The following is a 12757-nucleotide window of genomic DNA, read 5'->3' on the forward strand; positions in this document are numbered from 1 at the left end:
CGGCCGCCCGCCGTGTCGTCATGTGCGTGTCCGGGAGACGAGCGAACCCGTGCGATTCGAAATTAGCTATCAGCGTCGCGGCTCCACGGCCGCGCGCGCGGCGGTGTTTTGCCTGAAATCGGCGACGGTCGGACTGGCCGCAGTCGGCCTGGTGAGGCCGGCTGACGCCCGCGAGGTTGCCGTCTCGGCCGCAGCGCAGCCGGCCGCGGCGCAGCCGTCCAATCCGGCCGCTCAACCGCAGCCGGCGCAACGCTTCGACATCGATGATTTCGCAATCCAGGGCGCCGACAAGTTGCCGCAGATCGAGATCGAAGAGGCGGTCTATCCGTTTCTCGGACCGAACAAGACGGCGGATGACGTCGAGAAGGCGCGGGCCGCGCTGGAGAAGGCGTATCACGACAAGGGATTTCAGACCGTCAGTGTGGCGGTGCCTCCACAGAATGTCGGGCGCAAGGTGGTGGTCCTGAAGGTCACCGAGATGAAGGTCGGCCGGCTGCGGGTGAAGAATTCGCGTTATTTCGACGTCGACAGGATCAAGCAGACGGCGCCGTCGCTGAAGGAGGGCACGGTTCCTAACTTCAAGGACGTCACCAAGGACATCGTCGCGCTCAACCAGTGGCCCGACCGCCGGGTCACACCCGCGCTGCGAGCCGGCGTCGCACCGGGCACGGTCGACGTCGACCTCAACGTCGAAGACAAGGCGCCGATCCACGCTTCCGTCGAAGTGAACAATCGCCAGTCGCCGAGCACCACGGCGACGCGTCTGAACGCCACGGTCCACTACGACAATCTCTGGCAGCTCGGGCATTCGGCGAGCTTCACCTATCAGGTCGCGCCGGAGCGGCGGCAGGATGCCGAGGTGTTCTCCGGCTCGTACCTCGCGCGGCTGCCCAATCTCGATTGGATCAACCTGCTGATCTACGGCGTGTCGTCGAGTAGCAGCGTCGCCAGCGTCGGCGGTACCAACATCGTCGGTCCCGGCCAGATCATCGGCACGCGTGCGATAATGACGTTGCCGGGGCGCGACGGCTTCTTTCACACGCTGTCGGCGGGCCTCGACTACAAGCATTTCGACCAGACGGTGGCGCTCGGCGCAGACGCCTTCTCGTCGCCGGTCACCTACTATCCGGCAGTCGCCAGCTACGGCGCGACCTTCCAGGGCGAAAACTACACAACGCAGTTCAACGCCTCGGTCACCTACAATCTGCGAACCCTGTCGAGCAGCGCCGCCGATTTCGACGCCAAGAGATATTTCGCATCGCCGAGCTTCACCCATTTCAACGCGGATGTGTCGCATACCCAGGAATTGCCTGAGGGATTGCAGCTCTGGGGCAAGGTCGCGTCGCAGGTCGCGGACGGACCGTTGGTGTCGAGCGAGCAGATCAGCGTGGGCGGCATGGACACCGTGCGCGGCTATCTCGAATCCGAAACGCTCGGCGACGACGGCGTCGTCGGCAATTTCGAACTCCGTAGTCCGGACATCGGTGCCTGGCTGCAGAAGGAGATGAAGGACGAGACCGGGCAGGGAACACCCCGCTTCACCACGTTCAACGAGTGGCGGGTCTTCGGCTTCGCGGACGCGGGCCACGCCAACGTTCAGCGGCCGTTGCCCAACCAGATCTCGTCGTTCGACCTGTGGAGCTACGGCGTCGGCTCCCGGTTCAAAGTGTTCAGCACGATTAACGGGGTCGTCGTGCTGTCGGTGCCGATGAAGGACCAAGCCTACACCCGCGCGGGTGATCCGCGCTTCAATTTCCGTGTTTGGGGCGAATTCTGATGACAATCGAGAAAGACGACGTGCGCGGCGCCGGACGGAGGTGGTCGCGAGGCACCAAGGCTTTGACCAAAGTCGGCTTGCTTGCTGCGCTCGCCGGCATGTTGCTGAGCGCGACGCCGGCGAACGCGTGGTGGAACGACGATTGGCAACTGCGCAAGAAGATCACGATCGATACCAGCGCCGCCGGCGCCAACATCACGGATCCAATCGGCACCACGCCGGTTCTGGTCCGTTTGCACAGCGGCAACTTCCGCTTCAATACCACCAAGGAAGACGGCAGTGATCTGCGCTTCGTTGCCGGCGACGACAAGACTCCGCTGAAGTATCACGTCGAGAAATTCGACGCGCTGCTCGGCGAAGCGTTGGTCTGGGTCTCCGTTCCTGATCTGCAGCCGGGCGCCAAGACCGATTTGTGGCTGTACTACGGCAACAAGAAGGCGGCGGCGACCGCGGATTCGAAGGGCACCTACGACGCCGACACCCAGCTCGTCTATCACTTCAGCGAGCGCGGCACCGTGCCGCTCGACTCGACCGTCTGGGCCAACAACGCACAGAGCGTCGGCCAACCCGCCGAAGGAGCTATCATCGGCACGGGCTTGCGCCTCGACGGGCGTGCGCCGCTGACCCTGCCGTCATCGTCGGCGCTGGCGCTGGCCGGTAGCGGCGGCTGGACTTGGTCGGCCTGGGTAAAGCCGGCGTCGTCGCAGCCCAACACCGCTTTGTACAGCCGGCGCGACGGTGGCAACGCGGTGGTGATCGGTCTGGACAACGGCGCGCCGTTCGTCGAGGTCGCCAATGCGGGCGCAGTTCAGCGCACCGCGACGGCCGCGCCGGTCGCGCCCAACAGCTGGCATCATGTCGCTGTCGTCGCCGGCAATGGCCGGGTTACGCTGTATCTCGACGGCAACGCTTATGCCGTCCTCGACGCCGCTCTTCCGGCGCTCAACACCCTTGCTTTCGTCGGTGGGGACGCACTTGCCTCCAGCGCGCCTCCAACAGCGACGCCTGCCCAAACTTCGGTGCCGCTGGCCGACGAAAGCACTCCTCCGAGCGCGGCGACGGGCGATGCACCCGCGGCCGATGCCGCGGTGGCCGCCGCCCCGGCGGCGATGGCCGGGTTCACCGGAGATATCGACGAACTCGAAATCAGCAAGGTGTCTCGACCGGCCGGGTTCGTCCGTGTCGCGGCGATCGGCCAGGGGCTCGACAAGGGCAAGTTGCTGGCGTTCAGCGTCGACGAAGAGTCCGGCAGCTGGTTGTCGGGATATTTCGCCGTGATCCTGAAATCGGTGACCCTCGACGGTTGGGTGGTGATCGCCATCCTGATGGTGATGGCGGTGATCAGCTGGATGGTGATGGTCGACCGTGCGTCGTATCTGCGGCGTCAGGCCCGGGCCAATGCGCGGTTCATGGCTTGCTACAATGCCGTCGATTTCGACCTCCGGTTGCTGGGCTACGGCTCGCCGGAAGACGTGGCGACGCTCGGAGGGCGGCTCGACAACAAGGACGCAGCGCTGATGCGGTCGTCGTCGTTGTACCGAATCTACCATATCGCCGCCGACGAGATCCGGCGTCGGTCGGGGCAGGGCGGCGTGCCGACACTCTCCTCGAACTCGGTCGCGGCGATGCGGGCGGCGCTCGACGGCGGCGTGGTTCGTGAATCGCAGCGCCTCAACCGGTTGATGGTGATGCTGACCATCGCGATTTCCGGCGGTCCGTTCCTCGGTCTGCTCGGCACCGTGGTGGGCGTGATGATCACCTTCGCGGCAATCGCCGCTTCCGGCGACGTCAACGTCAACGCCATCGCACCCGGCATCGCCGCCGCGCTGGTCGCCACCGTCGCCGGCCTCGGCGTCGCCATCCCCGCGCTGTTCGGCTACAACTACCTGATCTCCCAGATCAAGAACCTGACCGCCGACGTCCAGGTGTTCGTCGACGACGTGGTGACGCGCATCGCCGAACTCTACACCTCAGACCTGCCGGCGCCGCTGCGCCGCGATCAGGCGGCGGAGTAAGGAGATGCAGGTCCAAGACGACTCCAAGCCGTACGACGACATCAACATCACGCCGATGTTGGACCTCGCCTACGTTCTGCTGGTGATCTTCATCATCATGACCACGGCCACGGTCCAAGGACAGAAGGTCAATCTGCCGAAGGCTTCCGCGGCGCCGAGTCTGGCTACGCAGACCACCAAGGCGATCACCGTCGGCAACGACGGAAAGCTCTTTCTCGATACCGTGCCGGTCACGTTGTCGGAATTGGAACAGCGCCTCGTGCAGCAGAAGGCTCTCACCCCCGAGTTTCCTGTAGTGCTGCGCGGCGACGCGCAAGCCCAGTATCAGAGCGTTATGGATGTCCTCGATCTTCTGGGCCGGATCGGTCTCAGCCAAGTTGGTCTTGCGACCAAGCCGCTGGTGAAGTGACGAGGTCATGATGCTCATGTCGTTTCCAATCGCGGCCCGCGCCGCTTCGGCGGCTCAGGACGGCGTTCTGGTGCAGATGCGCGACGCGTTGCTGCGGTGGGCCGGACGGCCGGCGGAGCCGCCGATCGCTCACAACGTCGTTCCGGAGCGGAACGAAACCGACGGCAATGACGTGCTGGCGTTTCCGATCCGCGGTGAGGCGCTGCTGGTCAATCTCGCGCGCATGCTGCGCGATCGGCCGGCGGCGGCGGGGCAGGCCGACGACCCGTTCTGTCTGACACTGTCGAGCGGTCGGCGTCTGCGGCTGTCGATCGATCGCGACGCCTATGTCGAATACCATGCCGAAGACGCCAGCTTCCAGCTCAGGATCGACACGGCGCCGTCGCGCCTGACACTGGAGACGACCGATTTCGCCATGCTGGTGAAGTTCGTCTCGCAATATCGCGTCGAGCGTAGTGCCGCTCGCGGACCCTGCGGGAGCGCGTCGTGAGCAAGCTCGGTGACGATTGGAAGAGTGGTCAGGCGGCTGACGAGGATGACGTCGTCGGCCGATCGGGCAGGCGGTCAGCGCTTCGTTACGGGGCGGCGCTGGCGATTCTCACGGTGCTTTTCGTCGGCGGCTACCGCTTTCTGTTTGATGGCGACGACCTGCCGCCGCCGCGTCAGGTCCACGAGATCACCATCGTCAACCTGCCGCCGCCGCCACCGCCGCCTCCGGCCCCTCCGCCGCCCGAGCAGAAGATGATCGAGCAGCCGAAGATGGCGGAGCAGGAGTTCAAAGAGGAGCAGCCGATCGAGAAACCGCAGGACGAGCCGGTCAAGGAAGCCAAGAACAGTGAGCCACCCGGACCGCTGTCGCTCGACGCCAAGCCGACCGGCCCCGGCGACCTGTTCAACCTTGGCGGCAAGCCCGGCGGCAACCCTTATGGCGGTGGGGGCGGCGGAGGCAGCCGCTGGGGCTGGTACGCTTCGATCGTGCAGTCGCAGATCGAAAGCGCGCTGCGCGGGAACCAGCGGACGCAGCGGGCGGTACTCCAGGTGCAGATCCGCTTGTGGGCGGACAGCACCGGCAAGATCAGTCGCGTGCAACTGGTGTCGTCGACCGGCGACGCCGAACTCGACCGCATCATCCGCGACGACGTGCTCGGCAGCCTGACGTTGCGCGAGCCTCCGCCCAAAGACATGCCGATGCCGATGGTGACGCGCGTGACCGCGCGTCGGCCGAGCTGACACAACTGACAACGACGACGAGTAGAAGGACAGGGGACGATGTTTGACTTCAATCCGAACGCACGCCGGCGCGCATATCTGCTCGCCGTTTCGCTGGCTGCGCTCGCGACCGCAGCGCCGGCTTTCGGCCAAAGCGAGGATCGCACGGCCGACAAGGGCGAGGCCCAGCGGCCCAGGGTGTCGAATGCCAAGCCGGTCGCGCCGAACGCCACCGTCAACCTCCTGAACCTGATGGTGAAGCGAAAGCTGCTGACGCAAGACGAGGCGGACAGTCTGATCCAGCAGGCCGACACCGAGGCCTACGTCTCGCGGCAGGCCGCCAAGGACGCGCGCGTCAAGGCCGACGAGGCCGCCAAGGTCGCCTCCGAAGCCGCCTCCGCCGCCAATCCGCCGGGAACCCGCCACGTCACTTACGTGCCGGAAGTGGTAAAGCGGCAGATCCGCGACGAACTGAAAAAGGAAGTGATGGCGAAGGCGCAGAAGGAGAACTGGGCATCGCCGGGCGCGTATCCGGAATGGGCACAGCGCATCCGCTTCTACGGCGACGTCCGCAGCCGCTATCACGGCAGCTTTTTCCCGAAGGGCAACGCCCAGGCCGACGCGATCAACTTCAACGCCATCAACAGCGGCTCGCCTTACGACCTGTCGAGCGTCACCAATCCGTACAATTGGCCCACTTACAACAGCACGCAAGATCGCAATCAGGTGCGGCTGCGGGCGCGGCTCGGCATGGAAGCCGATCTCGCCTACGGCTTCAACGCCGGCATCCGCGTCGCTACGGGTGAGAGCAACTCCCCGGTGTCCACCAATCAGACGCAGGGCGGCAGCGGCTCGAACTTCTCCAAATACTCAATCTGGCTCGACCGCGGCTATCTCAAATACGAAGCGTTCGAGCGCGACATCGTGCTGTCGGCGGGCCGTTTCGACAATCCGTTCTGGTCGCCGACCGATCTGGTCTGGTATCGCGAACTCGCATTCGACGGTTTCGCGGCGCAGGGCCGATATTCGGTAACTCCGGACTTCTCGGTGTTCGGCGTCGCCGGCGCGTTCCCGATCTTCAACACCGACTTCAATGCCGGGACCAACCTTGCGATCGAACAGTCGAAGTTCCCCAGCCACGACAGGTGGCTGTTCGGTGCTCAGCTCGGCTTCGCGCAGCGCTTCGCGCCGGTCAGCGAGTTCCGATTCGCGACAGCGATCTACGATTTCCAGAACGTGCAGGGCCAGACCTCGGAGACGTGCTACGTGGCCAATTCAAGTAACGGCTGCAATACCGATCTGACCCGCCCGCTGTTTGCCCAGAAGGGCAATACCTATATGTCGCTTCGCAACCTCGGATCGCTCGGCACCAGCAACAATTTCGGTGCGGAACTGCAGTATCAGTACTTCGGCCTGGTGCAGAAATATCGACCGTTGGTGGTCTCCGGATCGCTCGACCTCGGCGAGTTTCATCCCTTTCATATCGTGCTCGACGGCGAATTCGTCTGGAACACCGCGTTCAACCGCTCGCTCGCCATGAACGGTGTCGGCCTGACGAGTCTGCCGGGCAATGTCGGCGGCTATGTCTACAACAACCGAGGTCCGACATCCGACGGGACGCTGGGTGCGTATGACGGCGGCGACAAGGGTTGGATGGGGCGTGTCACTGTCGGCAACCGCGAGATCAAGCATCTGGGCGATTGGAACGTGCACGCAGGCTACAAATATCTGGAATCGGATGCGACGCTCGACGCCTTCGCCGACTCTGATTTCGGCCTCGGCGGAACCAACCTCAAGGGTTACTTCATGGGCGCCAATCTCGGACTTAGCGACAACGTCTGGACCTCCGTCCGCTGGCTGAGCGCCAACAGTATCGCCGGTCTGCCCTATGCGGTGGACGTGCTGATCGTCGACCTCAACGCGAAGTTCTGACCATGAAGATCTCGATCCTGCTCCTGACGATGGGCGTGCTGACCTGCTCGGCGACCGGTGCGTCGGCCGACAGCGATACCGACAAGCTGCGCGAGGCGCTTCGCGCCGCGACGCTGCAGACGCGGCAACTGGAAGATCAGCGCGCCGCGTTGCAAGCCAAAGTTGCCGAGGCCGAGCGCGAGAAGGCTGCTGCGAAGGCTGTCGCCGATGCCGCGAAGGCGGAGACGAGGGAGGCGAAGAAGCAGTATCGCGAGGCGGTCGACGAGTTCAACCGCCGCCTCGCCGAGCGCGACGAGACGCTCGAGAAGTGGAAGGTCGCTTACGAAGAGGCGGCCACGGTCGCGCGTGACAAGGATGCGGCACGCGCCAAGTTCGAAGGCGAGGCCAATGCCTACAAGGCCTCGACGAAGAGCTGCGTCGTCAAGAACAAGCAGCTGATCACGGCGGGCAAGGAACTGCTGCATCGTTATCAAACTGTCACCATCGGCGATGCAATTGTCGCGCAGGAGTCGGTGCTCGGATTCAGACGCGTGGAAATCCAGAACAGCATTCAAGAGACCGGCGATAAATTTCTCGATCAGAAGGTGAGCCCATGAGTAACAGCATCGTCGATCGCATCCGACAGGCGGCACTTGTCGGCGTCGCGACGCTGGTCCCCTTGGTTGCGGTAGCCCAGACTGCGCCGAATCCGCCCGTGCAGAGAGCTCCGCAGGCTGCACCGCGGTCGGCCAAACAGGAACCGTCGGCGACTCAGGCGGCCGCGCCGACGGCGACGACGAGGCCCGCTCGGGCGGCCGAAAGAATCCCGGATACGCGAAAGGCCGACGACATCATCGCGCGTGTCGGATCGACCAACATCTCCGCCGAGGAAATCCGCGGCTACGTCGCCGCCCTCGGCGAGCGCGATCTGGCGGCGCTGCGTCAGGATCCGAACCTGCTCAGCCAGGCGGTGCGGATGATGCTGGCCAATCGCCTGGTGATGCAGGAAATCGCCGCCAAGAAGTGGGATCAGCAGCCGAGTGTCGCCGAGAAGCTCGATCGGGTCCGCGAGAGCGCCGCGGTCGAATTGTATCTGCAGACGGTGTCGACACCGCCGGAGAGGTTCCCGAGCGAAGACGATCTGCAGAGAGTCTACGACGCCAACCGCGCCGCGCTGCTGATGCCGCGCCAGTTCGAACTGGCGCAGATCTTCGTGGCGTTGCCGAAGGACGCCGACAAGGCCGCGGAGGACAAGGCGAAGAAGAGCGTCGAGGATATCCAACGCAAGTTGAAGGCGCCCGGCGTAGATTTCGCGGCGGTGGCGGCCGAGGCGGGCAACGCCAATGGCGGCGCGTTGGGCTGGGTGGCCGAGAGCCAGATCAGGCCGGAAATTCGCGCCAAGGTGATGGAACTGTCCAAGAACGCCGTGTCGGATCCGATCAAGCTCGATGACGGCTGGCACTTCGTCAAGGTGCTGGACACCAAGGCTCCCTACACGCGGACCCTGCCGGAAGTTCGCGACGGGCTGATCGCTCAGATCCGGACAGAACGCGCCGCCGCTTTGCGCCGGGCGTATCTCGCCGAGTTGTTGAAGCAGCAGCCTCCGGTGATCAACGAACTCGCCTTGGCGGGAATGCTGAACGAGCGTAGCCCGGCGGCGCGCTAATCGAAGTCCGGAGCCACCGGCCCGGCGCCGCCATGTCCGATTTGCAATTGGAGTATTCTCATGTCCGACACCCTCATCAGCAAGCTCGATCTTGATGGCTTGCGCGAACTGTTTCAGGCCGCGGGCTATCGCGTCGAGACCGCGTCTGATCCGGTCGCGAGCCTCACTTATCTGCGTTCTGCCACGAACGGCCTTGCCTTCGACATTCGCCCGGGTAACCGTCTTTCGGACGGACAGGGCATCATCGATATCGCACTGGTCGCCGTGATTCAGGTGCAGGGCGAACTGCCGCTCGCCATCGTCAACCGCTGGAACGCGTCGCGGCGGTTCGGGCGGCTGCAACTGAGCGGCCCGTTCCTGGCATTGTCGCTCGACCTGCTGCTCGCTGGTGGCGTCAGCCGTGATCACCTGCGTGCCGAGATCGAGATCTGGGATCACCTGGTGCAGCAACTCATCGTGTTCCTGCGCGAGGAGCTCGCCGGGTTGGCGCAGCCGACGAACGCCAATGGCGGTGGCGCTGCCGCTTCGCCGGCGGTTGAGCCCGGCCCGTCGCCAGCGGCGACGATGCAGTAAGTATCAGCGACCGGCAGACGCGATGATCGCTGGAGGACGGGCGATGCGGTTCGGCGGCGAATGGCGTTCCAGAGTGGCGCGATGGCTCGGCCGCCCGCTCGCAGCGGCCGTCCGTTCGTCGGGATCTCCGGACGGGGTGATCGCCGTTCGCGAAGGATCGTCCGTCATTCCACCGGACTGGATCGAGTTCGCCTCCCTGCTACAAGAGCGGATCCAGCTCCGCCTGAACTCGGGCGATGCAGTCGCAACCCGGCTACAAACGGCGATGTGGAGCCAAGCCAGCGAGACCGGCGCTCCGCCCACGATCGCGCTACGCGTCTGGGTCGGTCCCGGTGGCCGCGTCGAGTGCGTCGAGGCTGAAGGGATGCAAGGCGACTTGGAAGGCGACTTGGATTGCAGGGGGCTGACGGTCGCGCTCGGAAACGATGGTGACGTCGCGCGGGTGCCGGCTGGCATGCCGCAGCCGCTGCGAATGCGCCTCCTCGTGAAGTCGGCGGAGACGTCTCCGTGAATCGGGCTGAAAATCGACGCAAGCGATTGCGCATATACGGCGTCGCCGCAGCGGCGCTCGGCGTCCTGATCGTCGTTTCGGCCCGCGCTGAGCCAGTCGCATCGGCTGCGGCCGGGACATCGGCGACGGGTGCCGCCAGCGCGCCCAATTCAGCCGCAGCCAGAGTGGCCGCGGCGGAAGCGCCGCCGGCGCTGGTGACATCGGGGGCAACCGCTGCGGCCGTCCGGCTGAACGGCAACTCGGCGTATCGCGCGCTGATTGTCAGGGAGGCCGAGCGGCACGGTCTCGCGCCGGCAATCGCCGAGGCAGTGATGCACGTCGAGAGCGGCTTCAATCCCGACGCCGTCGGCAGTTCCGGTGAGATCGGATTGATGCAAGTCATGCCGCCGACCGCGCGAATGCTCGGCTTCGCCGGGAGCAATGCCGAACTCGCGGTTCCGGAAACCAACATCAAATACGGCGTGACCTATTTGGCGCAGGCGTGGCGCCTCGCCGGTGGTGATATCTGCACCGCGACGATGAAGTATCGCGCCGGCCATGGTGAGACGCGGTTCTCTCAGCTGTCCGTCCAGTATTGCGTTGCGGTGCGCGCCAAATTGGCTGCGCTCGGGTTTCCGGTGACGGGTCAGGTCCCGGTCGCAACCTTCGGTGCCCCGGGTAGGGGTGGGATCGGCGCAGGCAACTGCGGGCGTCGCTGTTTGGCGGGGAACACGATCGGACGCGTCAACCTCGCCGCGCTGAACGCGCAAATGAATACGCTGGTGGTGCAGGTCCGCGCCGGGAGGTGAAGCAAATGCCGGTAGCGACATATCGCCGGACGACATCTCGCAAAGGCGCGAACCCGGCGACGGCTGTTGTCGCGGTCGTGGCCGCCTTGGCGATCGCTTCGACCTCGGCGCTGGCGCAGGCGCCGATCCCGAACAGGCTTCCGCCGGTCACGATCGAACCCCCGCCACCGAGTTCTCTGCTGCCGGCTGCCCCCGTCACTGCGCCGCCCGCGCTCGACCTGGGCATCGCCGGGCGCGGCGCTGGCGGGCAGGGTGGTCCAGAGCGGTGCGGCGATGGTGCGGTCGGCAACGATCGCGCGTTGAGCTGCCTCAACCAGAGGCTCAAGCGCACCGTCGATCAGGTCAACCCGGTGATGAACACACCCCCGATCGATGCGAGATCGTCGGACCTCAAGGTCGGCACGGTGAACATCCCGGCGGTGCAACAGCAGTACGGAAGCAATTTCGGCATTTCGGTTGTGCCGTATCGCCCGAATTTGAGCTTTCCGTCGCCTCGCGGGCGGTGACGACATTCGACGCAGGCTGACGCTGTCGAACGATGCAGCGCGGGTGCTGACTGACCGAGGCACGCGGCGGAAACCTGAGCCGATCGCCCGATCGGTGATTCGCCTGGACATATGAGTGTTGCAAACATCCCATAGGCATTTGCTTGAGGAAATCGGCTGCATCAATGCAATACCGAGAACGACAAGTTATCGCTCGCCGTGGTTGATCAAGGTGTCATCCTTCGCGTGTTGATGCTTGCTGTCATCTTGCTCTCGAACAGTCCTGCGCGCGCCGCGGACGATCCGCAGAAGTTCGACATGCCGTCGCGGCCCCTCGCGGAAGCGCTCGTCGACTTTGCGGATCGGACAGGGATAGCCGCACTCATCGATTCCGAAACAGCGAGGGGCAAGACGTCCTCGGCCGTTCGAGGAACTCTGACGCCGGCGAACGCCTTGCGAATTCTGCTCGCCGGTACCGGCCTATCGTTCAGGCGGGTCGGCGAGGCCGGATTTGCGGTCGGACCCAACACACGGGAGCCGGACTACGTCCATCAGGCGGGGCCGCGGGGCGGCGCTGGCCTGGAGGGCTATTTCGCGCGCCTTCAAACGGTGGTGGTGCAGTCGCTGTGCGTCAACGCCGATCTTCGCGCGACGCGATATCGCTCGGCGGTTCAAGTGTGGATCGGGCAGACGGGTGAAATCGACGCAGTCCACGCGCTCGGTTCGGCGGGCGATGCGCGGCACGATGCTCAGATCGTCGATGCGATCGCCACGGTCAGGGCGCCGCCGCCGCCGATCGGATTGCCGCAGCCGGTGACGCTGCTGCTGCAGCATATCACCGAAGACGTGACGACCTGCCCGCCATGAGCGTTGTTTCGAAGCTTCGTCTGCGGGCACTTCTCGAGGCCAATTATCAGCAGTTTCGCCTGCGGTTGCGGCGCCGGCTCGGCTCGGACGCGATGGCGATGGAAGTGCTGCACGACACCTGGCTGCGGCTCGACCGCATCGGCGACGCCAGTGCGGTGCAGAAGCCCGCGGCCTACCTGTTCCGTATGGCCCTGAACGAGGCCAGCGACCGGCGCGAAGCGGATGCGCGCAAGCTATCGGCGGCCGAGATCGAAACGTTGCGTCATATGTCGGACCAGATGCTGGATCCCGAGCAGATTGCGCAGGCGCGTCGGGAGGTCACGCAGCTCGCGGCGGCCCTCGACGAACTGCCGCCGCGGCGCAAGGCCATCGTTCTGCTCGCACGCGTGCACGAGATGAAACACACCGACATTGCGGTTCATTTCGGGATCTCGCCGCGCATGGTGGAGAAGGAGCTCGTCCAGGCCTTGGAGCATTGCGCGCGACGTCTCGAAAGAAAAGTCGTCCGTCGGTTCGGTCCTCGCTCGCAGAAGCCGTCATAGTGTC

The 12757-nt window shown here is 64.9% G+C and carries 14 protein-coding genes; all 14 read left to right on the forward strand.

The window, feature by feature from the left end; all coding sequences use genetic code 11:
* Positions 1-49 precede the first annotated feature (49 nt).
* The 14 genes from RPB_RS11145 (at position 50) to RPB_RS11210 (ending at position 12753) form a co-directional block, all read left to right on the forward strand.
* On the forward strand, positions 50-1777 hold the full coding sequence (locus RPB_RS11145) for a ShlB/FhaC/HecB family hemolysin secretion/activation protein (protein WP_011441111.1): 1728 nt from the start codon (positions 50-52) through the stop codon (positions 1775-1777).
* Positions 1777-3792, forward strand: coding sequence for a DUF2341 domain-containing protein (locus RPB_RS11150; RefSeq protein WP_011441112.1), 2016 nt, complete (start codon positions 1777-1779; stop codon positions 3790-3792). Before RPB_RS11145 ends, RPB_RS11150 begins: the two co-directional genes overlap by 1 nt.
* Before the next feature lie 4 nt (positions 3793-3796).
* Positions 3797-4201, forward strand: coding sequence for an ExbD/TolR family protein (locus RPB_RS11155; protein ID WP_011441113.1), 405 nt, complete (start codon positions 3797-3799; stop codon positions 4199-4201).
* 16 nt (positions 4202-4217) lie between these two features.
* Entirely contained in the window at positions 4218-4691 is a 474-nt protein-coding gene (locus tag RPB_RS11160) for a hypothetical protein (RefSeq protein ID WP_245258345.1), read from the forward strand.
* Entirely contained in the window at positions 4688-5431 is a 744-nt protein-coding gene (locus RPB_RS11165) for a TonB C-terminal domain-containing protein (RefSeq protein WP_011441115.1), read from the forward strand. Before RPB_RS11160 ends, RPB_RS11165 begins: the two co-directional genes overlap by 4 nt.
* 39 nt (positions 5432-5470) lie before the next feature.
* Complete coding sequence (locus tag RPB_RS11170; protein WP_011441116.1) at positions 5471-7342, forward strand: putative porin; 1872 nt, start codon at positions 5471-5473, stop codon at positions 7340-7342.
* A gap of 2 nt (positions 7343-7344) precedes the next feature.
* Positions 7345-7938 (forward strand): hypothetical protein, encoded by a 594-nt coding sequence (locus tag RPB_RS11175; RefSeq protein WP_011441117.1) that lies wholly within the window; start codon positions 7345-7347, stop codon positions 7936-7938.
* On the forward strand, positions 7935-8987 hold the full coding sequence (locus RPB_RS11180; RefSeq protein WP_011441118.1) for a peptidylprolyl isomerase: 1053 nt from the start codon (positions 7935-7937) through the stop codon (positions 8985-8987). Before RPB_RS11175 ends, RPB_RS11180 begins: the two co-directional genes overlap by 4 nt.
* Before the next feature lie 60 nt (positions 8988-9047).
* Positions 9048-9560, forward strand: a complete 513-nt coding sequence (locus RPB_RS11185) for a YbjN domain-containing protein (RefSeq protein WP_011441119.1) — start codon at positions 9048-9050, stop codon at positions 9558-9560.
* Positions 9561-9603: 43 nt separating this feature from the next.
* Positions 9604-10071 (forward strand): hypothetical protein, encoded by a 468-nt coding sequence (locus tag RPB_RS11190; RefSeq protein ID WP_157038809.1) that lies wholly within the window; start codon positions 9604-9606, stop codon positions 10069-10071.
* Positions 10068-10859 (forward strand): transglycosylase SLT domain-containing protein, encoded by a 792-nt coding sequence (locus tag RPB_RS11195; protein WP_011441121.1) that lies wholly within the window; start codon positions 10068-10070, stop codon positions 10857-10859. The genes RPB_RS11190 and RPB_RS11195 overlap by 4 nt, the downstream gene beginning before the upstream one ends.
* A gap of 5 nt (positions 10860-10864) precedes the next feature.
* Positions 10865-11365 (forward strand): hypothetical protein, encoded by a 501-nt coding sequence (locus tag RPB_RS25060; RefSeq protein WP_011441122.1) that lies wholly within the window; start codon positions 10865-10867, stop codon positions 11363-11365.
* A 231-nt stretch (positions 11366-11596) separates the two neighbouring features.
* On the forward strand, positions 11597-12211 hold the full coding sequence (locus tag RPB_RS11205) for an STN domain-containing protein (RefSeq protein WP_080507773.1): 615 nt from the start codon (positions 11597-11599) through the stop codon (positions 12209-12211).
* Entirely contained in the window at positions 12208-12753 is a 546-nt protein-coding gene (locus tag RPB_RS11210; RefSeq protein ID WP_011441124.1) for an RNA polymerase sigma factor, read from the forward strand. Before RPB_RS11205 ends, RPB_RS11210 begins: the two co-directional genes overlap by 4 nt.
* Positions 12754-12757: the final 4 nt, after the last annotated feature.

Source organism: Rhodopseudomonas palustris HaA2 (assembly GCF_000013365.1).
GTDB classification, from domain to species: Bacteria; Pseudomonadota; Alphaproteobacteria; order Rhizobiales; family Xanthobacteraceae; genus Rhodopseudomonas; species Rhodopseudomonas palustris_J.